Annotated in this window: 19 protein-coding genes; 12 read left to right on the top strand and 7 right to left on the bottom strand. The window is 57.9% G+C overall.

Features of this window, described 5'->3' with window-relative positions:
- On the bottom strand, positions 1-465 hold a 465-nt coding region (locus tag QZ766_RS00380), incomplete at its 3' end, for a HutD family protein (protein ID WP_297196109.1).
- A gap of 179 nt (positions 466-644) precedes the next feature.
- Between QZ766_RS00380 and QZ766_RS00375 the strand changes: the two genes are divergently transcribed.
- The 10 genes from QZ766_RS00375 (at position 645) to QZ766_RS00330 (ending at position 11,396) form a co-directional block, all read left to right on the top strand.
- Positions 645-1,502: a transporter substrate-binding domain-containing protein gene (locus QZ766_RS00375; RefSeq protein ID WP_297196107.1), complete on the top strand. Its 858-nt coding sequence runs from the start codon at positions 645-647 to the stop codon at positions 1,500-1,502.
- An 11-nt stretch (positions 1,503-1,513) separates the two neighbouring features.
- Entirely contained in the window at positions 1,514-2,233 is a 720-nt protein-coding gene (locus QZ766_RS00370; RefSeq protein ID WP_297196110.1) for an ABC transporter permease subunit, read from the top strand.
- A gap of 10 nt (positions 2,234-2,243) precedes the next feature.
- Positions 2,244-2,975, top strand: coding sequence for an ABC transporter permease subunit (locus tag QZ766_RS00365; RefSeq protein ID WP_297196105.1), 732 nt, complete (start codon positions 2,244-2,246; stop codon positions 2,973-2,975).
- Position 2,976: 1 nt separating this feature from the next.
- The gene (locus tag QZ766_RS00360; protein ID WP_297196103.1) at positions 2,977-3,771 is read left to right on the top strand and encodes an ATP-binding cassette domain-containing protein; all 795 of its coding nucleotides are present in this window, start codon (positions 2,977-2,979) and stop codon (positions 3,769-3,771) included.
- Complete coding sequence (hutH, locus tag QZ766_RS00355) at positions 3,768-5,294, top strand: histidine ammonia-lyase (protein WP_297196101.1); 1,527 nt, start codon at positions 3,768-3,770, stop codon at positions 5,292-5,294. Before QZ766_RS00360 ends, hutH begins: the two co-directional genes overlap by 4 nt.
- A 3-nt stretch (positions 5,295-5,297) precedes the next feature.
- The gene (locus QZ766_RS00350; protein ID WP_297196099.1) at positions 5,298-6,734 is read left to right on the top strand and encodes a cytosine permease; all 1,437 of its coding nucleotides are present in this window, start codon (positions 5,298-5,300) and stop codon (positions 6,732-6,734) included.
- A 128-nt stretch (positions 6,735-6,862) separates the two neighbouring features.
- Positions 6,863-7,072, top strand: a complete 210-nt coding sequence (locus tag QZ766_RS00345; RefSeq protein ID WP_297196097.1) for a YdgH/BhsA/McbA-like domain containing protein — start codon at positions 6,863-6,865, stop codon at positions 7,070-7,072.
- A gap of 428 nt (positions 7,073-7,500) precedes the next feature.
- Entirely contained in the window at positions 7,501-8,253 is a 753-nt protein-coding gene (locus QZ766_RS00340; RefSeq protein ID WP_297196095.1) for a gluconate 2-dehydrogenase subunit 3 family protein, read from the top strand.
- 3 nt (positions 8,254-8,256) lie between these two features.
- Positions 8,257-10,041, top strand: a complete 1,785-nt coding sequence (locus QZ766_RS00335; protein WP_297196094.1) for a GMC family oxidoreductase — start codon at positions 8,257-8,259, stop codon at positions 10,039-10,041.
- Positions 10,042-10,049: 8 nt separating this feature from the next.
- Positions 10,050-11,396 carry a cytochrome c gene (locus tag QZ766_RS00330; protein WP_297196092.1) on the top strand — a complete coding sequence of 449 codons (1,347 nt, stop codon included), beginning with the start codon at positions 10,050-10,052 and terminating at the stop codon, positions 11,394-11,396.
- 93 nt (positions 11,397-11,489) lie between these two features.
- Here the strand turns inward: QZ766_RS00330 and QZ766_RS00325 are convergent, their stop codons facing one another.
- From QZ766_RS00325 to QZ766_RS00300, 6 genes are all read right to left on the bottom strand, one after another.
- Positions 11,490-12,458 carry an acyltransferase family protein gene (locus QZ766_RS00325; protein ID WP_297196090.1) on the bottom strand — a complete coding sequence of 323 codons (969 nt, stop codon included), beginning with the start codon at positions 12,456-12,458 and terminating at the stop codon, positions 11,490-11,492.
- A 408-nt stretch (positions 12,459-12,866) separates the two neighbouring features.
- Positions 12,867-13,301: an Exc2 family lipoprotein gene (locus QZ766_RS00320; protein ID WP_297196088.1), complete on the bottom strand. Its 435-nt coding sequence runs from the start codon at positions 13,299-13,301 to the stop codon at positions 12,867-12,869.
- Positions 13,302-13,540: 239 nt separating this feature from the next.
- Positions 13,541-13,948 (bottom strand): hypothetical protein, encoded by a 408-nt coding sequence (locus tag QZ766_RS00315; RefSeq protein WP_297196086.1) that lies wholly within the window; start codon positions 13,946-13,948, stop codon positions 13,541-13,543.
- A gap of 80 nt (positions 13,949-14,028) precedes the next feature.
- Positions 14,029-17,106, bottom strand: coding sequence for an amino acid adenylation domain-containing protein (locus tag QZ766_RS00310; protein WP_297196084.1), 3,078 nt, complete (start codon positions 17,104-17,106; stop codon positions 14,029-14,031).
- Between the two features lie 61 nt (positions 17,107-17,167).
- Positions 17,168-17,518: a cupin domain-containing protein gene (locus QZ766_RS00305; protein WP_297196083.1), complete on the bottom strand. Its 351-nt coding sequence runs from the start codon at positions 17,516-17,518 to the stop codon at positions 17,168-17,170.
- Positions 17,519-17,547: 29 nt separating this feature from the next.
- Positions 17,548-19,659, bottom strand: a complete 2,112-nt coding sequence (locus QZ766_RS00300) for a TonB-dependent receptor (protein ID WP_297196081.1) — start codon at positions 19,657-19,659, stop codon at positions 17,548-17,550.
- Positions 19,660-20,250: 591 nt separating this feature from the next.
- Between QZ766_RS00300 and QZ766_RS00295 the strand changes: the two genes are divergently transcribed.
- Positions 20,251-23,043: a condensation domain-containing protein gene (locus QZ766_RS00295; RefSeq protein ID WP_297196079.1), complete on the top strand. Its 2,793-nt coding sequence runs from the start codon at positions 20,251-20,253 to the stop codon at positions 23,041-23,043.
- The gene (locus tag QZ766_RS00290; protein WP_297196077.1) at positions 23,040-24,044 is read left to right on the top strand and encodes an ABC transporter substrate-binding protein; all 1,005 of its coding nucleotides are present in this window, start codon (positions 23,040-23,042) and stop codon (positions 24,042-24,044) included. The genes QZ766_RS00295 and QZ766_RS00290 overlap by 4 nt, the downstream gene beginning before the upstream one ends.
- The last annotated feature ends 165 nt before the right edge of the window (positions 24,045-24,209 follow it).

Genomic DNA, 24,209 nt, shown 5'->3' with positions numbered 1-24,209 from the left:
GATCCCGCTTCCGGGGGAGTAAATACTCCCCGCCATCTGCCATTCGCCTTTCAGCACGTAGGCGATCCCTTCTTCACCCGGCCTGCAGGACGAGTCCGCTATCACCACCCGCGCACCCGCGCCGCTGCGGCGGGTCATAATATTAAAATCCATACCTTTGCCGGTAATACCTTCACTTTCCAGCGGCCACTCGCCTGGAAATGCCCACGGGATCCCGGGTTCAAGATAGTGCGCCACTTCCTCGCCGCGCAGCCACAGCGGGCGGCCTTCCAGCAGAACAATAATGCGATCGATGCCGTCAAAGCGCGAAAAAGGGCCGTCTTTCTGCAGCGTGGCGACGCTGGCGCGCCAGAGAAAAGCCTCCTCGGCACCGCCGTCGGTAATACGAACAATTTCGCGGGTTTCTCCCGCGCCGTTTTTCCAGACTGAAACCGGGAGTGCATCGAGAGAGAAAGGCACTAGCATGGCGCTGATTTCCTGTGATTTATGTAAGCATAGTGTTAATTAAGGCTGTTTAATTCACATATTATTTACAAGGTGGCTCACAACTTTATCATTATTCAGATGTGTTGCCGGCATTGCTTGTATATACATGAACTGTCATCTGAACAATCTCTTTTTTCTATTAATACGGGAGCGACATCATGAAGCAGCGCGGTACCGCACGCCAGGCCTGTTTGGCCACCCTCATCGCAGCATTACTGCTGGCCGGCACTGCCGCTCGTGCGGATGCGCCAAAATCCATTACCGTTGCAACGGAAGGGGGATACGAGCCGTGGAACTTGACGCTCCCGGGTGGAAAGCTGAGTGGTTTTGAGCCCGAACTGATGGAGGACTTGTGCCGCCGTATGGCGGTGACGTGCCGTCTGGTAGTGCAAAACTGGGATGGCATGATTGCCGGACTCAATGCCGGTAAATACGACGTCATCATGGACGCTATTGTTATTACTCCGGAGAGAAAAAAGGTTGTAACGTTTACCGAACCGTATGCGGAAACTCCCGCCTCGTTTATCGCGGTCAAAGGCGCTCTGTTGCCGCCGGCCAGCGGGGCAAACCGCATCATCAAACTGCACGATGAAGAGAAAGAGATCCGGGCCGCCATCGCCCCGCTAAAAGCAGCACTGAAGGGGAAAACCATCGGTATTGCCTCCGGCACGGTCTATACCCCTTTTATTGATAAGTATTTCAAAGATGTCGCGGATATTCGCGAATACAACAACTCCGCAGACGCCATTTTAGATCTGCAGTTGGAGCGTATCGACGCCGTGTTTGACGATATTACTTTTGCCAGTTCAACCCTCGCGCGCCCGGAAAACAGCAACCTGTCATTTAGCGGTCCTCAGCTGGGGGGCCCCGTTTGGGGAGAGGGTGAGGCAATGGGCTTACGCCACAGCGACACTGACCTAAAGGCCATGCTGGACAAGGCAATACGCGCGGCACTGGCGGACGGGACCGTCAAAAAGCTGAGCGAAAAATGGTTTAAAACCGACGTAACGCCCTGAGCGAGGTGACAATCATGGATCTGCTGAGTTTAGGTGAAAATGGCTGGGGCAGGCTGATGCTGAGCGCGACGCTCACTACGCTTCTGCTGTCGCTGGCGGCGATGGTGGTTGGTGCTGCGGTAGGCGGTGGGCTTGCTGCTGCGAAACTTTCCAGCCACGCGCCGCTACGCTGGTTTAGCAGTGCATATTCGGTGGTATTTCGCGGCATTCCCGAGTTGCTGATTATCTATTTATTTTATTTTGGAGGCTCCGGGGTCGCTTCCCTTATCGGCCATCTGTTTGGCCGCGACGGTTTTGTCGAAGTGCCGCCTTTTCTGATTGGTGCGCTGGCAATTGGTCTTATCTCTGCCTCTTACCAGTGCGAAGTGTATCGTGCCGCGCGCCTGGCGCTCTCCAGCGGAGAAATAGAGGCGGCGACTGCCGTCGGTATGCCGCGCTGGCGTATCTGCAGCCGAATAATCGTGCCGCAAATCGTCCGCTACGCGCTGCCGGGATTATCCAACGTCTGGCAGATGAGCCTGAAAGACTCGGCGCTGGTATCGGTTACCGGCATTGTCGAGCTGATGCGCGCCAGTCAGATTGCGGCAGGCTCTACACGAGAGTACTTCCTGTTCTATCTCATCAGCGCAGGCTGCTATTTACTGCTTACGCTGCTCTCTAACCGGGCTTTTATGCGCGCCGAGAGCCGCATGAGCCGCGCGTGGCACCGACATACTGCAGCCGCCGCATGAGGGGATAACGATGATTATTGATGTGGCTTTTCTTAGTGATACTTTCTTAAAGCTTGCTGCCGCGCTTCCGGTCACACTTGGGCTGTTCATCAGCGCTTTTCTGTGCGGCGGGGTGCTGGCATTAGGAATATTAGCGATGCGCATGAGCCGCTGGCGCGTACTGAGCGCATTTGCTCGCGGCTATATCCTGGTCTTTCGCGGATCGCCGCTGCTTATTCAGCTTTTCCTTATTTATTACGGGCTAGGACAGTTCGGTATTATCCGCCACAGCTTCTTGTGGCCAATGTTAAAAGAGCCGTTTATTTGCGCAGTACTGGCGCTATCGCTGTGTACGGCAGCCTATACGGCAGAAATTCTACGCGGTGGCCTGCTGGCGATCCCTCCAGGCCAGATTGAAGCTGGCCAGGCCTGTGGAATGTCACGGCTGCTGCTTCTGCGGCGCATTATTGCGCCGGTGATGCTGCGCTACGCGCTGCCAGCGTACTCCACGGAAGCGATCCTGCTGGTGAAATCTACCGCGCTGGCTAGCCTGGTGACGGTCTGGGACGTGACCGGCGTCGCCCAGCAAATTATCCAGCGAACCTATCGTACGATGGAGGTTTTCCTCTGTGCCGCGGCGATTTACCTGCTGCTCAACTTTATCATTGTGCAGCTTTTTGCCCTGCTCGAGCGCAGGCTTTCACATCATCATCGCAAATCTGCTCAGCCTCTCGCCCTCAGTACCGTCGTTAAAGGAGAATAAAATGTCAGATATTCGGCCCATAACGCTGTCCGTCAGTGAAATCAATAAATCCTTTGGTGCGCTGGAGGTCCTGAAAGGTATCTCTATTGAGGCGCAAAAGGGCGATGTTATCTCGCTGCTGGGCGCAAGCGGCTGCGGCAAAAGCACGCTGCTGCGCTGCATCAACTTGCTGGAGACGCCAGATTCTGGTTCGGTGAGCGTCGGTGGTGAGACTATTGAAATGAAGCACCACGCCCGCGGCCATCGGCTGGCCGCTAATCCGAAACAGGTGGAACGTCTGCGCTCGCGACTGGGTATGGTGTTTCAGGGATTTAACCTCTGGTCGCATATGACGGTACTGCAAAATGTTATTGAAGGACCGCGCTACGTGCTGGGCCGGGATAAGAGCGATTGCATAAGCCAGGCGGAGAAACTGCTTGACCGAGTCGGGCTCCTGAACCGCAAAGATTTTTATCCCGCCCAGCTCTCTGGCGGGCAGCAGCAGCGGGTAGCTATCGCCCGTGCGCTGGCAATGGATCCTGAAGTTATGCTCTTTGACGAGCCGACCTCCGCGCTCGATCCTGAACTGGTAGGTGAGGTGCTGAAAGTAATGCGCAGCCTGGCGGAGGAAGGGCGCACGATGCTGGTGGTAACGCACGAGCTGGGATTTGCCCGCTATGTCTCTAATCGGGTGGTATTTATGCACCAGGGGCGAATCGACTGCCAGGGCCCGCCGGATACGCTGTTTGGCGAGGCGGGGTCAGCGCGCTTTAAGCAATTTATCTCCAGCCATCATCAGCCGGGGCAGGCGCTATGACCGGGCAAATAACCTGGGGAGATGCCCCGCTGTGTTGGCAAGATGTTGCCAGAGTGGCGCGCGGGCGGGCGGTTCTGACTCTGAGCGAGGCGGCCTGGCAGCGCATTGATGAAAGCCGAGCCATCGTTCAACAGATCGTTGATGGGGGAGAAGTGGCCTACGGCATCAATACGGGACTGGGGGCGCTGTGCAATATTGTCCTTCCCCAAGAACAACTGAGCCAGCTGTCGCGTAGTACCTTACTCAGCCACGCCTGCGGCGTCGGGCCGGTGCTTGATGAGGCGCAAACCCGGGCCATCATGTGCGCTGCGGTAGCCAACTATAGCCACGGTAAATCAGGTATCTCCGCAGGGATCGTGGCGCAGCTGCTGGCTTTCCTCAATTTGGGGATTACCCCGCAGGTGCCCTCCCAGGGATCGGTTGGCTATCTGACCCATATGGCGCATGTTGGCCTTGCTCTGATGGGCATCGGCGATGTCAGCTGGCGTGGTCAGATTGTGTCGGCGGCGCGAGCGCTGCGGGAGGAAAAGCTCAATCCCATTGCGCCCGGTGCGAAAGAGGGGCTTAGCCTGGTCAACGGCACGCCCTGCATGACAGGAATGGCGTGCCTGGCGCTTGATGACGCCGCGGCGCTGCTAAACTGGGCCGATGTAACCGGGGCAATGAGCTTTGAAGCGCTGCGGGGGCAAATAGCCGCTTTTGATGAGGATATTCTGGCGCTAAAAGCCAGTCCGGGATTACAGCACTGTGGCCGGCGTTTGAGAACGCTACTGGCCGACAGCCCGCTGTTGGCCGCAAGTCAGGGGATCCGCACCCAGGATGCCCTGAGCCTGCGCGCAATACCTCAGGTCCACGGCGCCTGCCGGGATCAGTATACTCACGCCGCGAGGCAGGTAGATATTGAGCTAAATGCCTGTACCGATAACCCGCTGATTATAGGCACAGCTAAACGCTGGCGGGTGGTCTCTCAGGCACATCCGCACGGAGAATCAGTGGCAATGGCTTGCGATCTGCTGGCTATTGCAATGGCCGAGCTGGGCGGCATCGCCGAGCGGCGTCTTGACCGGTTGGTTAATCCACTAATCAGCGGCCTGCCCGCTTTTCTGGTGGCGAATCCCGGCACAAATTCGGGAATGATGATTGCTCAATACGTGGCGGCATCCCTCTGCGGCGAGAATCGGCAACTTGCCCAGCCGGCGGTGCTGGATAATTTTATTACCTCGGCGCTGCAGGAAGATCATCTCAGCATGGGAACGGGTGCTGCCCTCAAGCTGCAGCGGCTGGTGGACAATCTTTGGCAGATCCTGGCTATCGAATATCTGCTCGCGGCACAGGCGCTGGAGTTTCACGGTCGCGACCAGCTGGCTAAGGGCACGCGTGAGGCACTTATGCTGCTGCGCGAGCAAATTCCCTCTTGGGAAGACGATCGTTGGCTGGCGCCGGATATTGCCAGAACCGCCACTCTCATTCGCAGCCGCAGACTGGATCTGCCGGCCTCTGTTCCTCTATTCTTCGTTAGGTAAATAATGTCATCCTCTCCCTCTTCCCACAGCGTCAGGACACAACGCGCTGCTTCGCGCTTAACCGAAACGCGCTCGGTGGATTTTATTCCGCCGCGCGAGCGCCACGGGCATCCTTTCAGCCAGTTCACTCTCTGGCTTGGGGGCAATTTGCAAATTACGGCGATTGTGACCGGGGCGCTGGCGGTGGTGCTGGGAGGCGATGTCGTCTGGTCACTCGTCGGTTTGCTCGTCGGGCAGCTGCTCGGCGCTGCTGTCATGTCTGCCCACGCACTTCAGGGCCCGCGGCTGGGGCTGCCGCAGATGATCATTAGCCGGGCACAGTTTGGCGTCTATGGCGCGGCGATCCCGCTGGTGCTGGCGTGCGTGATGTATGTTGGCTTCTCGGCCAGCGGCACCGTGCTGGCGGGGCAGGCGATGGCCAGACTGCTGTCGGTGAGCGACGTAAGCGGAATGATGTTATTTAGCGCAGTGATTATTGTGATTGCGGTGCTCGGCTACCGTACAATTCATCATCTGGGCAAAGTGGCGAGCGCGGTGGGGGTACTGGCATTTATCTGGCTGTTCGCTTCTGTACTGCTCGCCGCCCCGCTGGGCGACGTGCTGCACAACAGCCATTTCTCTGTACCGATGTTTCTGCTGGCGGTATCGCTCTCGGCGTCATGGCAGATAGCGTTTTGCCCCTACGTTTCCGACTACTCGCGCTATTTACCTCAGGAAGTCCCGGGGCGAAAGGTGTTTCTCGCGGTCTTCTGCGGCACGGTACTCGGCTCCCAGGCGTCGATGACGCTGGGTGTGTTAACCGCAACGGCGGCAGGGAGCGCTTTTGCCGGACGTGAGGTCAGCTATATCGTCGGGCTGGGCAAAAGCGAAGCGGCGGCGATGGTCATCTATTTCGCCATCTGCTTTGGCAAAATCGTGTTTACCACTATGAATGCCTACGGCAGCTTTATGTCGCTTACCACTATCGTCTCGGGATTTCGCGGCAAAGTTAGCCTGAGCCAGCGGAGCAGGGTGCTGTTTGTGATCCTGATGGTGTCGCTGTCGTGCGTTATTGCCCTGCTAAGCGAGCCGGCTTTTTTGAAAAACTTCACGCATTTTTTACTGCTGCTGCTGGCCTTTTTTGTCCCCTGGAGCGCCATCAGCCTCACGGATTACTACTTCATCTCACGCAGGGCGGTGGATATTCCGGCGCTGTATGACGTGAAGCTGTGCTACGGCGGCTGGAACTACTTTGCGATAAGCGTGTACGTTGTCGGTATTCTTATCCAGCTGCCGTTGATCGAGAACCCGCTGTTTCACGGTTCGCTCACGTGGCTGTTTGCCGGCAATGACGTTTCCTGGGCCATCGGCTGGTTTGGCACGGCGCTTATTTATTATGCGCTGCGTAACCTGGACCGCCGCCGCCTGCCAAAAAGCGTAATATTTCCCCAGTATCGCTAAGGTGTATTCTATTTTTTTGAAAGAAACAGGCAGATTATTTAGGTATTCATTGTCTTTTATCGGCCATAACATTAATGGCATTCCCGCAGAGTAAACCACACTGCGCTGGTCACTGAAGGAGTACGACGATGAAGACAATCAAATATTTTGCTGCAGCGGCGCTGCTATCGATTTTCTCGTTCGGCGCTTTTGCCCAAACTGTCAGCGCATCCGCGTCAACGCTTGACGAGGCGGAAGCCAAAATCGCGGCGAAAGCCGCCAGGCAAGGGGACTCCTATAAAATTGTAAGTGCCATAAATACTAATCACGTGCATATGACTGCCGAATTGACGAAGTAATGGTCAATAATTTTATGAATAAAAGAGCAGGGCCGCCTTCATCGGCGGCCCTGCTCTTTAGTCTATTTGATTAAATACGTTAATGTATTGTCTGATAAACGTACAATATAAGACGCAGTGCCGCCGACTTAGCAATAAACCACGTTTTTTGGCAATGTTATGGCAATGATTATGTGATTACCTTAACATTATACAGGCTATGCGGTGATTAAAGCGGCAGCTGGCGCAGGTACCGCTATCTTAGAGGTATCGCTCCTTTTCGGGCGATACTGCTACAACATAATAATTCGTCGATGTTTGCCGTCCCGGGCGATTGTCTCCCGACGCGCGCATGGCGAAATAATGATTAGATCCATTAGGTTGTCTTTTAAAATTGTTTCTGAGTTTTGATGAATTAGCGATAACAATTTTCTGGATAGGAATGTGACATGGCGAGTGAAAAAAATAACAGCTCCAGACGAGATTTTCTCGTTAAATCAATGAGCCTCATCCCGGCAGTGGTAGTTACCGGCGGAAGCATGGGCGCGGTGGGACTAGCCGCACCGGCCGCGGCCGCCGAAGCAGAGAAATCCGCTGAGCCGGCTGCACAGGGCAAAGCGGGCGAGCCGTGGCAGCCGCAGTTTTTCAATGATGTGGAGTGGGCCTTTATTAACGCCGCGGTGGCAAGGCTTATTCCGGCGGACGAACGCGGTCCCGGTGCACTGGAAGCGGGCGTGCCGGAGTTTATTGACCGGCAGATGAATACTCCTTACGCCACCGGCGCAATCTGGTACATGCAGGGGCCGTTTAATCCTGATGTGCCGAAAGAGATGGGCTACCAGCTGCCGCTGGTGCCAAAGCAGATTTACAATCTCGGTATTGCCGACGCCAACGACTGGTGTAAAAAGCAGCACGGCAAGCTCTTCGCCGAACTGAGCGGCGAGCAGCAGGACAGCGTTCTTGGCCAGTTTGAGTCCGGCGACGCGCAGTTTACCCAACTTCCTTCCAGCCTGTTCTTCTCCTACCTTCTGCAAAACACCCGCGAAGGCTTCTTCAGCGATCCTATCCACGGCGGCAACAAAGGCATGGTGGGCTGGACGCTGATTAACTTCCCGGGTGCGCGCGCGGACTTTATGGACTGGGTGGAGCGCGGCGAGCGCTATCCTTTCCCGCCGGTATCCATCAACGGAGTGAGAGCATAGAACATGGCAAACGTACTGAAAAAAACCGACGCGGTAATTGTTGGCTTCGGCTGGGTGGGCGCGATCATGGCCAAAGAGCTGACCGAAGCGGGCCTGAACGTGGTGGCCCTGGAGCGCGGCCCGATGCGCGATACCTGGCCCGACGGCGCTTACCCGCAGGTTATCGACGAGCTGACCTACAATATCCGCCGCAAGCTGTTCCAGGACCTCTCTAAAAGTACCGTCACCATCCGTCACAACACCAGCCAGACCGCCGTACCGTACCGCCAGCTGGCAGCATTTCTGCCGGGCACCGGCGTCGGCGGCGCGGGCCTGCACTGGTCCGGGGTTCACTTCCGCGTCGATCCTATCGAACTGCGGATGCGCAGCCATTACGAAGAGCGCTACGGCAAAAGCTTCATTCCCGCCGATATGATTATCCAGGACTTCGGCGTAACCTACGACGAGCTGGAACCGTTCTACGACAAGGCCGAGAAAGTGTTCGGCACCTCCGGTACCGCGTGGTCGATTAAGGGCCAGGTGGTAGGCAAGGACAAGGGCGGCAACTTCTTCGCACCGGATCGCTCGGATGATTTCCCGCTGCCGGCGCAGAAAAATACCCACTCGGCGCAGATGTTCGCCAAAGCCGCAGCCCAGGTGGGTTACCATCCGTATAATCTGCCGTCTGCCAACACTTCGGACTCCTACACCAATACCTACGGCGCGCAGATGGGGCCGTGCAACTTCTGCGGCTTCTGCAGCGGCTACGCCTGCTACATGTACTCCAAAGCCTCGCCGAACGTGAATATCCTCCCGGCGCTGCGCATGGAGAAACGCTTCGAGCTGCGCACCAACGCCAACGTGCTGAAGGTCAACCTGACCGATGACAAGCAGCGCGCCACCGGCGTGACCTACGTGGACGCTCAGGGACGCGAAGTCGAGCAGCCGGCGGATCTGGTGATTGTCGGGGCCTTCCAGTTCCATAACGTTCACCTGATGCTGCTCTCCGGCATCGGCAAACCGTACAACCCGGAAACCGGCGAGGGCGTGGTGGGCCGCAACTTTGCCTACCAGAACATGACCACCATTAAGGCCATCTTTGACAAAGACACCTTTACTAACCCGTTCATCGGCGCGGGCGGTAACGGGGTTGGCGTGGATGATTTCAACGCCGACAACTTTGATCACGGGCCGCACGGCTTCGTGGGCGGCTCGCCGATGTGGGTTAACCAGGCGGGCACCAAGCCCATCTCCGGCCTGCCGGTACCCCCGGGTACCCCGGCCTGGGGCAGCAAGTGGAAATCGGCGGTGGCGGATACCTACACGCACCACCTGTCGATGGACGCCCACGGTGCCCACCAGTCCTACAAGCAAAACTATCTCGATCTCGATCCGACCTACAAAAACATCTACGGCCAACCGCTGCTGCGGATGACGTTTGACTGGCAGGAGAACGACATCAAGATGGCGCAGTTCATGTACGAGAAAATGGCCCCGATTGCCAAAGCCATGAACCCGAAATACATGATGGGCAGCCCGAAACACGCCAACAGCCACTTTGACACCACCTCTTACCAGACCACCCACATGAACGGCGGCGCGGTAATGGGTGAAGATCCGAACACCAGCGCCGTTAACCGCTATCTCCAGAGCTGGGATGTGCACAACGTGTTTGTGATTGGCGCCTCCGCCTTCCCGCAGGGCCTGGGTTATAACCCTACCGGGACGGTTGCCGCGCTGGCCTACTGGTCAGCGAAGGCTATCCGCGAGCAGTATCTGAAAAACCCCGGTCCGCTGGTACAGGCATAAGGAGCGCCATGATGAAAAAACAACTTTTATCCGCGCTGGTGCTGGGGCTGATAAGCTGCGCCAGCTGGGCGCAGGACGACGCCGACAGTGCCTCATTGATTAAACGCGGTGAGTATCTGGCCCGCGCGGGCGACTGCGTGGCCTGCCACACCAACGGTCCGAAGGGGACGCCGTTTGCCGGCGGCCTGTCGATGATGACGCCGATTGGCGCCATTTACTCCACCAACATTACGCCGGACAAAGAGCACGGCATCGGCAACTATACCTTTGAAGAGTTTGACGATGCGGTACGCAAAGGCGTGCGTAAAGATGGTTCGACGCTCTACCCGGCGATGCCGTACCCGTCGTTCTCCCGCATAAATGAGGAGGACATGCGCGCCATGTACGCCTACTTTATGCACGGTGTCGCGCCGGTGGCGCAGGCTAACCGCGACGTGGATATTCCGTGGCCGCTGTCGATGCGCTGGCCGCTGGGGATCTGGCGCGGCATGTTCGCTCCGGATCCGAAGGCCTTCGAGGCCAACGCCAGCGCCGATCCGGTTATCGAACGCGGCCGCTATCTGGTTGAAGGGCTCGGCCACTGCGGCGCCTGCCATACCCCGCGCGCGTTCACCATGCAGGAGAAAGCGCTCAGCAACAGCGAGAGCGACAAGTTTCTGTCGGGCAGCAGCGCGCCGATTGACGGCTGGGAAGCCACCAGCCTGCGCGGTGAGAATCGCGAAGGGCTGGGGAGCTGGAGCGAAAGCGATCTCTCTGAGTTCCTCAAAACCGGACGCAACGACAAGAGCGTGGTATTTGGCGGCATGAGCGACGTGGTTGAGCACAGCCTGCAGTATCTGTCCGACGAGGACATTACCGCTATCTCGCGCTATCTCAAATCGCTCAATCCCACCGGCGGCAAGCAGTCTGCCGAACCGGTGAAAGACGAAACCGCGCAGCAGCTGTGGAAGGGCGACGACAGCAAAACCGGCGCCGCCCTGTACGTGGACAACTGCGCTGCCTGCCACCGCACCGACGGCGCGGGCTACAAGCGGGCGTTCCCGATGCTGAAGGGCAATCCGGTGGTGCAGACTTCGGATCCCACCTCGCTTATCCACATTATCCTCACCGGTAGCACCACGCCGGCGGTGAAGGGCGCGGTATCTCAGCTGACCATGCCGTCCTTCGGCTGGCGGCTGAACGACCAGCAGGTCGCCGACGTTGCCAACTTCGTGCGCTCAAGCTGGGGCAACAAAGCGCCGGCGGTAAGCGCTTCTGATGTGGCTAAAGTGCGTAAAGACAGCGATGCTATCGGCGATAAAAAAGCGATGGGCAGCGCGGACGTCTCAAAACTGCCTCCGCTTCCGGGACAGTAAGCCTCTGCGGCGCTTTTGCTTCGGCAAAGGCGCCGTTTTGTTATCTCTCTTGTTTCTTACGCTCCATTCTCTGAAAGCCAGCTTGCTGCGGCGCTATACCACCAGCGGCATGCGCGGGTATCGGCTTTTAATCCTCACCAGAATCAGCGACACCACGGCGCTAAGCGCCAGGCTCAGGACGACGTGATAGTTGAGCTGGGTATCGCCGAGATACAGCAAAATATCTTTGGCAATGAAAATGCACAGCAGATGCGAAAAGAAGAAGGCGCTGGAAAATGAGGCAATGGCCCGCGAGCTGCCCTGAATATTGATGACGAAGGAAAAAATAAGGAAGATAAGCACGCTCAGCGGCACCGTCATAATCAGCAGATCGTTGGAGGAGTCCAGGCCAAAGGTAGAGAGATACAGGCAGCTTTCACCAATCAGCAGCACCAGCATCACCGCCGCGATTAAAAATAGCGGCCCCCGCGCGGGCAGCGTCATTTTGATGCGTTCAATATGCTTGCCGGTGAAATAGCCGAGGCACAGAAACGGGAAGCCGTCGAACAGAAAGTTGCGGTAATAAAAGAGCCTGAACAGCTTATCCGCCAGCGACAGGCCGGTGCTGGTGGCATTAACGTAAGCCTGCACTACCAGCCCGATAATGAACAGACCCGAGCACAGCACCGCAAAAAAGCGCCCGCTGTGCTGATACAGGCGATTGAGCATTAGCGTCGAGAGAAATACCGCCGGGATGTACCACAGCTGAAAGCAGCCAAAAACGGCGGTTATCAGCGTGCGCGGAATATTATTGATGTCAAACCAGTATTTAGCGTAAATCAGCATCCACAAAATATAGAGGGTTAATAACTTTTTAAGGAAGCCGTTGACCTTATCCGTACCGATAATGCGGGCAAGGAAAAAACCGTTAATCACAATGAACAGCGGAACCGCCAGGCGAAAAATGCCGTCGGTCAGCAGATAGCCGGTAACCGGCAGCGATTTGGCAAATAGTTGAATGTGGATAGAAAAAACGAATATTGCCAGTACCACTTTCAGAATATCCAGAGATATGTTTCTCATAGTCTTCCTGTATCTGATTTCGCTAAGATAAAGTTTGTCCCGTAGGTATAAACTTCAAGTAATTCGAGTGCGGACAACACTTATCCGCCCTGAAGTTTGCCAGGTATAATTGGCGTAAGGTTACTGCGAAATATACATTCAGGTTATAAATTAATGCCAAAAAGTAATCGAATATGTGCCTGTAGGTTATCAGGGTTAATATTACGCTATGACTTTTGGATTCTTTTTACAAAGGTTGGGTGGTACTTTAATTGCAATAGTCTGTTTCATTTGACATGAGGTTATGTATTTTATGCCGGAACCGGTGGGATCTATTGGCTGAAGCCGTTTATATGGACCGAAACACTTTTCTAAAATGTTGCTGCTGCGGGGAAAGATGTTCCGGTAGCCTTAATGCCTTCCTGAATGTCAGGGCTTCCCTTTATAGCCGTTGAGATAAGTTTCAGCGATCGCTTTTCCTAACGCGTCGCGAATTTTATCCGGCGCGGGCGTGCTTGTATCATAGGTTTTTCCGGCAAAGGTTTCTCGTGAATGCAGCGAGTCTAAAAATTGCCTGTCGCGCATCAGTCCGGCTCGCTTGATGGCTTGTGATTCGGGTAGCCTTGCAGCGCGATCTTTTGCACCCAGCGCGTGAAACTGGTCGAGAAACTTTACCATCGAGCGTGCAGTGTCGGCCCGGTTGATAACGAAGTTAGGGGAAAACTGATTGTCTGCGGCGGTATTCGCGTACTGACGGGCGTGAACCTCGGCGCTGAGCTGCGATGTGCCGCAGGCTGAAAGCAGCAGCGCCAGTGCTATTGCAGTAAGAGAAGTCACGGTGTGTCGGGCTGATAAAGATGGCATTCCTGTTTCCCTGTTAAACCCGTCGTACCTCAAGCCGCATGCGCGCTGGCTTATTGCCGGTCAATACCGGCGCAGCTCACCGCTTTTGCCATGCAGTTCGAATTATTAAGTGGGCAGAATGTTATTTGACACGCCTTTTTACCCAACGCCAGGGAAATAAGCAATCTGACGTGGCGAAGCCGGTATTATAGCGACGGTTGTTGTGGCTAAAATTACGATGTTGCTATAAGTCTTAACATTTAGTTATATGTAGCGATAATTTCCTCAGCCAGCAATTTATCCTCTACATACTGTGAAAATCCTCTCTCCACCCTCAATGCGTTAATGATTTTTGTCGGCTGCATTATCTCCTGCTGGCCAAACCGCGTTGATACCATCGAGCCAATATGCCGCTCGAAAAAAGCATTCAAGTGATCTGCACATTCGGCGCCGGGCTGAATCATGAACATAATGGATCGCGACAGTAGCGGCGAGTTACCGACAGCAGCCTCCCTGAGAATCGCGCTTTTAACACAGCGAGGGGGAAGCGTTATGCGTTCGTTAGCGACAGAATAGGTAATAACCTTTCGCGGCTCGTCGGCCAGGCTGCTGGTGGTATAAAACGAAGAAAAAACGACAATAAGCACTGTTATTCGTATTAAGGACATTTTGCTTCCTTTTTTAAGGTTTTGGGCTGGATTACCGTAAGCCCTGTCGCTGGCGAAATATAACCGCTAAAAAGTTAAAATCACCCCGCCTGTTCGTCAAGCAGTGCTTCCACTTCCCTGGCATTTCTGCACCGCAGCAGCAGCCCGGCTTCCAGTCGGGAGCCAAATGCGGCGTTAAGCTGCCCGGCCGCCTGTTTAACGTGCGGCAGCTTCAGTCCCATTGCAATGAAAGCCGTCTCCGCTCCCCACTCCTCCCGCGGTGCCACACCGATAGCCCGGCAGTAAATTGCCACGATGGCGGCACTGCGCGTCGGCGCTTCCGCCGCGGCTGGGCGGGTGCCGAGCAGGTTGCGGATCTGCTGGCGATCGATTTTGCCATTAGCCGACAGGGGCAGATTGGCGGCGTGAATAAAGCGGCCCGGAATATGGCCGCCCGGCAGGGCGCGGGCGGCGAAGGCGTGCAGCGTCGCCCGCGGCACCGGCCTGCGGTCAAAGGTGGAGTAGAGCGCGCCGAGCGCCGTTTCGCCGTTCTGCGAATCGACATAATCGACCACCGCGATATCGGCAATGGCCGGATGCTGGCGCAGAACGCCTTCGATTTCCGGCAGGGATACCCGCGCGCCGCGGATCTTCACGTAGCCGTTAATCCGGGCGGCAAACATGATGCTACCGTCTGGACGATAGTAGCCCCGATCTCCGGTGCGAAAGGCCCGCAGAGGCTCGCCGCTCGCGTCGGCAAGGGTGATGAAGTCGTGCTGCTTCAGCTCGCCCCGCTCCAGATAGCCCAGTGCCAGATTCACGCCCGCGGTGTGGATACGGCCAGTAACGCCGGTGGGGCAGTGGCTGCCGTCGTCGCGGCAGATGAAATAGCCGTTGCCCGCCAGCGGTCGGCCGTAGGGTACGGCGCGGGTATCTTCCGCAGCGACAGGGTGCCAGATACTCCAGATGGTGGTTTCAGTCGGCCCGCCGAGGGAAAACAGCGTCGGCGGCGGATCGAGCGCGCGCAACGTCTGCACAATGTCGGGCTTGATAAAATCGCCGCCCATCGCCACCAGGCGCAGGGAGCGCAGACTGTCAGCCGTTTTGCAGGCGAGCAACATTTCCAGTATCGCCGGAACCGAGCACCACAGGCTTACCCGGTGGCGCTGGACCAGCCGGTTCCAGGCGATGGCATCTTTTTCTTCGTGCGGCGCAGGAAGTACCAGCGTTGCCCCGGCGCTAAGAGCGCCAAACAGATCGAACATCGCCATATCGTGGTGCGGCGGCGTTACGGAGATAAACACGTCTTCGGGAGTGACCGCCCAGCGCTGGCGGGTCTGGTGGATAACGTTGCCCGTCGCGCGATTGTTGAGCACCACGCATTTGGGACTGCCGGTGGTGCCGGAGGTATACAGGTAATAGCTTGCCGATTCACCGGCGCTTCGCCGGGCAAGCGTCTGTTCGTCAGGCAGCTGCGGCGGGGCCTCTGTCGGCAACAGCAGCGCGTCGGCGGCCAGGCCGTTTGTCGCGGCCAGCCCGCCGCCGTGAACCACCAGGTCCGGGCTGCAGTTTTCCAGCAGCCCGGCGATCCGCTCAGGCGGAGAGCCGATGTCCAGAGGAACCCAGATAATACCCTGCAGGGCACAGGCGAGGCTGAGGATCACCCGTTCCGGCCCGCGCGGCAGGTATAGCGCCGCGATGCGGCCCGGGCCCATCCCGCGCTGCTGAAGCTGAGCGATGGCGGTTGCCACCCGCTGCCCCAGCTCGCTATAGGTTAGCTTTTGGTTATCGCAGATAAGCGCCGTTGCGCCGTTCCCAGGATCGAAAAGCCGCCCGGCGAGCTCCGCCAGCCAGGGTGTCGCAGCAATCTCTGCCCGTTCGGTGTTGTGCCGATAGTGCGACAGGTCGATAAACTCCGCAGGGGTAATGGACAAACTTTGCTGCTGGCAGCAGCGCACCACGCGCCGCTGCAGGGCAGCCAGCACGGCGTCTATTATCTCGGGGGATAGCGCCTGCACGGCATAGTCGATGGCAATCTGAATATTTTTCTCGCTGTCGAACATCAGGCGGATGTCGATAGCCACCTGCGGCGTCTGGGTCAGCCCGCCGCTGTAGCGCACCGGCGCGTCGGCGGGCAGCGTCTCCCAGCCGAGGCAGTTGGTGAGGATGACCGGCAACGCGGGCCCGCCCTGGCTTTGTTTCAACAGCTGCCGGGAAAGATCCACGCCGGAAAAGGCGAGATGGTCGAGGCCGCTCAGCACGTCCTCCTGCAGCGCCCGGGCGCGGGAGAGAAAATCTTCGCCGCCCCGGGGATAGCGCAGCGCCATAAACGTCGAGGCGTTGCCCAGCTCGCCGCTTGCTGAAGGAAACGCGACCGGCACACCGACGCACAGCCCACCATCGCTGGTCCAGTGCAGCAGCGTATCAAGGATCAGGGTCGACAGCAGGGTATTGCGCAGCAGCGCGTGAGGCGATCCCAGCCGGCCGAGCTGTTTGAGCATATCGCGCGGGAGCGTCAGGCACGCCCGGCGGTAGCGGGAGGCGCTAATGGCAGCGAGCGGGGTATGCCAGGGCAGTGCCGGCGGAATAACGGCGTCCTGCAGCCTGGCGCGCCACCAGGCGGCGTCGGCCTGGCGACGGGTGTGAGCCACTTCGGGGGCGAATGCGGTGGGATCCGGCAACGCCGGAAGCAGCGGACTTTGATCAAACAGTCTGGCAATCAGAAAAGAAATCCCGCTGCCGTCGAGGATCAGTGCGTCAAAACTGGTGAATATCAGCGTGTCATAGGCTGGCGCCGGCGGATCTGTCCGCCCGGCAAACTGTATGACCACGATGCGCCACGGCGGCCGGGCCGGATCGTGGAGGTTGTGCGAGTGGCGCTCGCGCAGCGCCTGTATTTCCCGCGTGGCGTCGTCCTCGCTGAGGGCGCGCAGGTCATGGTGATCCAGATTAAGTTCGACTTCCGGACAAACGCGGCGGGTGCCGCGCGATGTGTCGATGCAGGTGCGCAGGGCAGGGTAGTGCCCGATCAGTTCCGCCAGGCGGGTTCTGAGGTGGTTGAGATCCAGTCCGAAAGCGCGATATTCGCGAAAATCGTGCATCGCAACCCCGCCGAGCGGCCAGCTGTCGCCGCGTCCCAGCAGGTAGGCCTGCTGGAGAGGCGTAAGGGGAAGTTCCATTGTGATTCAGCTCCTTCTGGCGATAAAAGACGTAGCGCGCCGCGCGCTGCGCGAACGTTGGTCACTGTCCGTTGACTTTCGGCGCGTGGATAATCGGCTCGATCAGCAGCAGCCGGGTCAGGACTTCCGACCTTGGTTTGCTCTCTTCGCCTTTCGGCACCACGAAAAACTCGCCTTTCTGAATGGCGACGGTGGGTCGTTCTCTAAAGTCAATCAGCAGCTCGCCGTCGATCACCATAAACAGCTTGTCTTCGTGCTCGTGGGTGTGCCAGATGAACTCGCCGTCGGCGAGCAGGATAATGACCCGAAAGTCGCCTGTTTGCGCAATCACTTTCGGCGACCAGAGCGTATCCAGCTGCGAGAACTGCTGCGCGAGATTGGTTACCTGGCCTAATGTTGAAATCGGATCCATCACGTACTCCTTATGGTGTTAAATCGCGATCAAAAGCGCGCCTTCATGCCGATGCCAAGTTCACGCGGCGCAATCATGGTGCCGGTGACGCCAGCTGTACGGTCGTTGGCCTTATAGGCTGGGGTGCGGCGATCGAAGATGTTGTTAGCGTAAGTGAACAACTCGATGTTTCGCGTCGGGCTGTAGCCCAGCCGGAGGTTGGAGATAGCGTAAGAGCCCACGCGCAAATCGCGATCGTTCTGATCGTTGGAGTAGTAGCGGTTGACGTAGCGCACGTCGCCGCTCAGGCGCACCTGCTCGGTGATATCCCAGTCGGCGCCGACATTGAACATATACCCCGGCGCTTTGGCGAATTTCTTCCCTTCAAAATCATTGCCGCGATAGTCGCTGAACTTTTTGATTTCCGTGTGCAGCAGCCCCACGCCGCTGCGCAGACGCAGGCTGTTAAGCACCCGGTAATCGGCGCCGGTTTCGAATCCGTAGGTGACCGCCTTGTCGGCGTTTACCAGGATCGAACCGTTAGGCCTGTCGTCCGTGTAATCAGTGACGGAACTCTGAAAGTTTTTATAGTCGGTGTAGAACAGGTTGCTGGTCAGCAGCAGACGGTTATCCAGCGCGTTAATGCGTGAGAAGAGCTCATAGTTCCACGCTTTTTCCGGGGAAAAGGTGTAGTAAGAGTGGCCGGAGAAGTTGACGCCGGTCCCGCCGGGCGCCGATCCTTTGCTGACCAGCGCGCCCACGGTGACATCGTTGGTAATATCGTAGCTCAGCGAGGCTTTCGGCAGCACCGAGTCAAATCCTTTGCTGTAATTATGATAAACCCCGGGGACGTAGCTGGTATCGCCCTGGTGTTTGATCTTGTCGTACTGGTAGCGCACGCCTCCGGTGAGACGCCATTTCTCCCCCAGCCGGCGGGTCAGTTCGCTGAAGATGCCGAGGCTGGTGTTGGTCAGATCGGCATCGGCCTTGCCCAGGGTGTTATTCAGAATGTTGGTGGCGGTGTCTTTGGAGTAGAAGACGCCCGCCATGCCGCTCCAGGTAGACTCTTCCGTACCAAAATTCAGTCGCGTCTCGTTCGACACGTTGTGCGAATCGCGCCTGGCGATACCGGGGAACATTTTGGTGAAGGTATAGCGGTAGCGGGAGTAGGAGTACTGAGCCTGGTTTGACAGCGTCATGTCGTTTTCAAAATCATACTGCAAATCGAAAATACCCACGTCATTGACGGTGCGCGAGCGGTTGGTGCTCAGCGCGGCGTTTTGCAGATCGTGATAGGGCCGGGTGGCGGACTCGGCGTCCGGGCTTTCTGCCGTGGAGTGCGAGTAGGTCAGTTTGGCCTTGAACCACGGGCTTTCCGCCGGCTGGAAGAGCGCCTTGACCCGGGCATCCATATTCTCGTAGCGCTTGTCGAGGCCGGAGTCAAAATAGTTTGGGTTGGTGTAGTTGATGAAGTTATGCCGGCCGCTGTAATCCATCGCCACGCGCAGGGCGAGGTCGTCGCTAACCGGGCCGCTGGCGGCAAAGGAAGCGCGTTTTTTAGCATGGGACCCGTACAGCACCTGGCCGTCAAACTCCGGCGTAAAGGTCGGATCGTTGGTTTTTACCACGATCGCGCCGGCGATACTGTTGGCGCCCTGCGAAGTCGTCTGTGGCCCACGAAACACTTCCATCGAACTGACATCCCACAGGGCGCCGCCGCCGAGGCCAAATTCCGCGGCGCTGATATAGCGGCCGTCCACGTTAATGGTGGCCCGGGGAATGGGTTTTGAAAGGAAAGTGTTACCGCCGCTGAGTGGACCATTGGTATCAATACCGCGGATCGTGGGGGCGCCGTTGGGGCTGGTGTACAGTACGTTAGGCGTCCCCTGCAGCAGGTCGGAGAAGGTCGCCGCGTCAGGTCTGGCTTTTATCTCTTCACCGGAGATAACGGTAACCGAGCTCGGCGTTCTTCGCAGCGAGCGGTCCGTTTTCTCGCCGGTGACAATGATTTCATTGAGATCCTGAGGATTGGCGGTTTTTTCCTCTTCTCCGGCGGCCAGGGCTTGCCCGCACAGCGACGATAAAGAGATCGCCAGCGCGCCGTTGATGACGAGTTTTCCGTACGAGATAAGCCGGTTTCCCGGCGTAGTTAGCCTGTTCATGTGGATTCCTTTTCAACCTTGAAATTGCTGCGGTAGTTGTTATGATTTATGAGAATCATAATGATTATCATTTGTGTTTGTAAATGTATATCACAGCTGTAATAATTGGAAAGAACTATTTATAGGTCCGTGCTGAAGTTTCCGGGCGCTGCGAAAAATTAAATCTGATGGCTAAACGCGGCGGCGCTTAAGCGGAAAATTAAAGTCATTTCATTTCAGGCTAATAGAAAGTGGCGGGCGGAGTAAAAACCTTGTTCGAAGCGGAATACCTATGCGTGATGAGGATTGAAATGCGGAGTTCGCTATTTTGAAAATCACGTGGCGGGCGGGCAAAACTTACGATGAGGATGATTATCTGCTGAAGTGAGGCATCGATTTTTGCTGCTTATACGGCGAGCATGTAAATTATATTTATTAATATTTTAAATGTAATCAATGATTTGCCAGTATGAAATATAAGCATGCAATTCGCAGGGATATAACTTTATTTCCTTGCGAATTTAATGGGTTTATTACGGGGTATAACGCGTTTGCAAACGACGGTGCTTTGACGCAGGCGGTCTTTTACTTTCGGTATAACAAGAGGATTCTATGATGCGCAGTCATTCAGGGATGTACCCGGAACCGGTATCTGATTATGAAGAGCAGATCTGGCTTTATCAGCAGCAGAACCCGGACTGCATAATGAAACATATTGCGGGCTGGCAAATTCGCAATCCACAAAATATTACTCCGCTGTTTGATGCCCTCCGCCAGCTTATTGCCGGCGTCCCCGATTTTAATGTGCGATATACCCTCAGTGATGATGGCGAGCTTACGAAATATATCGCGCCAGAGTGGCAATCCTGCATCGAATTTATTGCCGCTGAATCGTATCCGACGGCGGTTGAGCATATTCTTGCCCGCCAGGCGCAGGCCTGGGATCCCCAACGCGACGCGCCGTTTTCGGCGTTGATTATCCGCAGCGAAAAACAGGCTCTGCTGGTGCTGCTCGTGCACGAAATTGCCGCTCCCGCCGCCAACGAAGCTGCCATCCTGCGCTTCATGGAGAGAGCGTGCGCCGGTGAGGCGCCTGCGGCTTTTGCGCTGCAGCGTCCTGCTCTGCAGCTGCCCAATGCGCTTTCCGCCCCGGCCGCGCCCTGGCTGCACCGCATCCCTGATGCGGGCGCTATCACCAGTGCGGTTCCCGGTCGCGAAGATTACGTTGCAGATAGCGGGCTGGCAATGCGCTGGAAAATCACGCTCGGTGCCGCGAACCTGCGGGCACAGGTGCGCGGCGACGGAACCCGGCGCGGGCTGCAGACGGGGATTATCCTGCACGCTGCCCGCTTTATCAGCAGGCACAGCGGCAAAACCGATCTGCCGCTGTGCCTGCTGACGGAAGACGGTCCGCGCTATCTGACCCTGGCCGCTGGCGACGATGACGTGTCGCTTACCGCCGTCGACCGCGCGCTGGATTTACCGGCGGGGCAGGTAGCGGGTGACACCGCGCCTGTCTTCATCCGGCTGCTGCCGGAACCCGGCGGCAGGGAGGATCCCCTCTGGCCGGGCGAGCCGCTCCTGCTGCCAACCCGCGCGCCGTGTCCGGATATCGAACTGGCGCTGGAGACGTCCGGGACAGAGCTCGTCACCCTGATATTGACCCTAGGTCAGGGAGTGCGCGTCTCGGCCGGGGAGTATTTGCTGGAGGGTCTGGCGGCATTTTTACTGGATGAGGACGCTGCGGCGTTTAGCCCTGTTCCCGCACAGGACGTTGAGGCGCCAGCGGCTGCGGAACACCCGGCGCGCCCCAACGCCGCGGCGGCGACGGCGGCCATTTTAGCGGAGTTCCGCGCGGTGCTTAACGCGCCAGAGATGACGGCGGACGACGACTTTTTCGACTGGGGCGGGCACTCGCTGCTGGCGACGCGGGTGACGGGGCGTCTGCTGAGCGCGCGCGGGCTGGAGGTGCGTTTCGCCGATTTCTTCCGCTATCCCACCGCCGCCGCGCTGGCGCCCCACGCGGTACCGGCCGCGGCTTCTGATCCTGACCGCGCCTCTGCGTCAGGGGGGCCGGACGACGCGAGTGCGCCGTTGGCGCTGGCGCAGCATTCGCTGTGGCAGGCTTACCGCGCCTACGATTTTGGCACTATTTTCAATCTGCCCTTTGCGCTGGACCTGCAGGATAGCGTGGACGAAGCGCGGCTCGAGGCGGCGCTGGGCGATATTCTTGAACGGCACCCCAGCCTGCGCGCGCTCTACTTCGAGCGCAATGGGGAAGGCCGGCAGCAGGCAGTGGATATCGGGCAGCTCGCAAATTACAAATGGTTCTGGCGCAGCAGCGAGAGCCAGGGCGTCACGCTGGAGGACGAGGCCGCCTGGCGCTTTGACCTGGCGCGGGAGCTGCCGCTGAGAGTCCGGGTGCTGCACAATGCGGCTACCGGGCGGCAGGCCCTGTCGCTGCTGATTCATCATATGGCGATAGACGAGTGGTCGCTGAACGTCATCATGGAAGAGCTTTCCCTGGCCTACGCCGCCCGCGGGGCCGGGGGCGCGCCCGTCTGGCAAAAGCCGGCGCTGGACTTCTTTACCGTCGCCCGGCGCCAGCGGGCCGCGGGCGTGGATCCGCAGCATCTCGCTTACTGGACCCGGATGCTGCGCGACGCCACCCGCGGGCTGGCGCTGGCGCAGCCAAACAACGCTGACAGCGCCAGCGCAGATGCGTCTGCGGCCGAATGGCTCGAATTCCGCCCGCGCCCGGAGGTCATCCGCGGGCTGTATAGCCTGGCCCGCAAACACAGCGCCTCGCTGTTTACCGTGGCCTACGCGGCAATTGCCCTCGCGCTGCACAAGCTGGGCAACCTCAGCGATATTGCCATTGGCACCTCCGCCTCGGGGCGCACGGACAAGGACACCTACGAAACCGTGGGTTACTTCACCACGATGGTGGCTCATCGGGTGACGTTCGATGCTGAACAGACCGTGGCGTCGCTGATCGCAGCGGTGCGGGACACTGTCAATGAGTCAATGGCCTATGCCGATGTGCCGATGGATATTATCCAGCAGTCGCTGGGGATGGCCCCCGAAGAGGGGCTGCTGTTTGATGTCTATATCCAGATCCACGCCAGCAATGCGCTGAACGGCACGCTGCGCGATCCGCAAGGAAGCGATGTTCGCTACCGGCAGATTGACGCCGACAAAAAGGCGTCCATGTTCGGCCTGCAGTTTGAAATCATGGAGGACATTATCGACGGCGAGAAGCGGCTCAGGCTGGTGATAACCTATCGGACTGGCCGCTATCCGACGCCGCTGGCCCGGCAAATCAGCGCGGCCGTCGAGACTCTCTTTACCCTGTTTGCAACATCAGAGATGCTGGATCTTCCGCTGGCAGAGGTGGCGCTGTGAGGCGCGCAGGGAGCATGCGGGCCGGCCTCTGCGGTATCCGCGTAAAAGACCTGGCAGGATATGCCTTTCGGACTCTCGGCCTGCTCCTGCTGGCGGCGTCCGCCTGCGCCGAGTCTTATCAGGTCACGGACGGGCTTGGGCGGGAGGTCACGATCCCCCGCTCGCCGCAGCGGATCGTGGTGATGAGTGAGCCGGCGGTGGGCCTGCCGCTGATGGAGCTGGGCGTCCAGCCCGTCGGTAGCTTTGGCCGGGGGGATGACGGCAGCTATCAGCTGGGTACCGATTTTGTCGACGCCGTGCTGGGCAAAGGGCGCGTCAAGCCAAAAGGCATCGGTGCCGGTCGGGAAGTGAGCCTGGAAAAGCTCAACGCGCTGAAGCCCGACCTGATCATCGGCACCGAATTTGACGTGGACAAAGTGAAGCAGCTCTCCACCGTTGCGCCAGTCTACCTGCAGAACTTCCTCTCCGGCAGCTTTCACCGTTTCAGCATCGAAGAGAGTCTGGCGCGCCTTACCGGCCGCGAAGCGGCCTTCCGCCAGCGGGAAGCGGCCTACATGCAGCGCGTGGCCGCCGTCCGCGCGCTGCTGCCGAAAGGGACGGCAGGCAAGACCTATCTGCCAGTGCTGATTAACGATCATATTAACGTGGTGGGCGAGGCTACCGGCTTTACTCAGGCGCTGGAGGATTTGGGCTACGCGCGGCTGGATCCGGCAGCGAAGCGCGGCGGCTCGCAGCTGCTTTTACCCCTGAGCAGCGAAAAATTTGTTGAGCTGAATCCGGATCTGCTGGTGGTTCTCAACAGCTGGGGCAGCCGGGAGCAGGACGAACAGGCCACCCGCGCCGCGCTTGAGCGCATTGCGCCGATGTGGTCGCGGTATATGCGTCCCGCGCGGGAAAACCGGATCCTGTTTCTCACCGCCAGCCAGGTATTCACCCCGACTTTTGCCAGCGCCGAGCACGCGCTGGATGCCGTTGCCAGCTGGGCTAAAACCCGGCAGTAATCTTCAGGGATGGAAACAATGACAGAATTAACGCCAATGCAGGCCGCCTGCTGGTTTGGGCGCAATACCCGGGGCGCGCTAGGCGGGGTTGCGGCGCACCTGTACGTCGAATTCGACGGACGGGATCTCGATCCGGCAAAGCTGCGGCAGGCTCTGGTGCGGATT

The sequence above is a fragment of the uncultured Pluralibacter sp. genome (genome assembly GCF_913775985.1).
Taxonomy (GTDB): domain Bacteria; phylum Pseudomonadota; class Gammaproteobacteria; order Enterobacterales; family Enterobacteriaceae; genus Pluralibacter.
The sequence above is the reverse complement of the archived record's forward strand: the minus strand, read 5'-3'. Positions and strand labels throughout refer to the sequence as shown.

Bases quoted from the DNA above. Each gene is read 5' to 3' on its own strand.
- QZ766_RS00375 (WP_297196107.1), top strand. From the start codon at position 645: ATGAAGCAGCGCGGTACCGCACGCCAGGCCTGTTTGGCCACCCTCATC.
- QZ766_RS00365 (WP_297196105.1), top strand. From the start codon at position 2,244: ATGATTATTGATGTGGCTTTTCTTAGTGATACTTTCTTAAAGCTTGCT.
- QZ766_RS00360 (WP_297196103.1), top strand. From the start codon at position 2,977: ATGTCAGATATTCGGCCCATAACGCTGTCCGTCAGTGAAATCAATAAA.
- hutH (WP_297196101.1), top strand. From the start codon at position 3,768: ATGACCGGGCAAATAACCTGGGGAGATGCCCCGCTGTGTTGGCAAGAT.
- QZ766_RS00350 (WP_297196099.1), top strand. From the start codon at position 5,298: ATGTCATCCTCTCCCTCTTCCCACAGCGTCAGGACACAACGCGCTGCT.
- QZ766_RS00345 (WP_297196097.1), top strand. From the start codon at position 6,863: ATGAAGACAATCAAATATTTTGCTGCAGCGGCGCTGCTATCGATTTTC.
- QZ766_RS00340 (WP_297196095.1), top strand. From the start codon at position 7,501: ATGGCGAGTGAAAAAAATAACAGCTCCAGACGAGATTTTCTCGTTAAA.
- QZ766_RS00335 (WP_297196094.1), top strand. From the start codon at position 8,257: ATGGCAAACGTACTGAAAAAAACCGACGCGGTAATTGTTGGCTTCGGC.
- QZ766_RS00330 (WP_297196092.1), top strand. From the start codon at position 10,050: ATGATGAAAAAACAACTTTTATCCGCGCTGGTGCTGGGGCTGATAAGC.
- QZ766_RS00325 (WP_297196090.1), bottom strand. From the start codon at position 12,458: ATGAGAAACATATCTCTGGATATTCTGAAAGTGGTACTGGCAATATTC.
- QZ766_RS00320 (WP_297196088.1), bottom strand. From the start codon at position 13,301: ATGCCATCTTTATCAGCCCGACACACCGTGACTTCTCTTACTGCAATA.
- QZ766_RS00315 (WP_297196086.1), bottom strand. From the start codon at position 13,948: ATGTCCTTAATACGAATAACAGTGCTTATTGTCGTTTTTTCTTCGTTT.
- QZ766_RS00310 (WP_297196084.1), bottom strand. From the start codon at position 17,106: ATGGAACTTCCCCTTACGCCTCTCCAGCAGGCCTACCTGCTGGGACGC.
- QZ766_RS00305 (WP_297196083.1), bottom strand. From the start codon at position 17,518: ATGGATCCGATTTCAACATTAGGCCAGGTAACCAATCTCGCGCAGCAG.
- QZ766_RS00300 (WP_297196081.1), bottom strand. From the start codon at position 19,659: ATGAACAGGCTAACTACGCCGGGAAACCGGCTTATCTCGTACGGAAAA.
- QZ766_RS00295 (WP_297196079.1), top strand. From the start codon at position 20,251: ATGATGCGCAGTCATTCAGGGATGTACCCGGAACCGGTATCTGATTAT.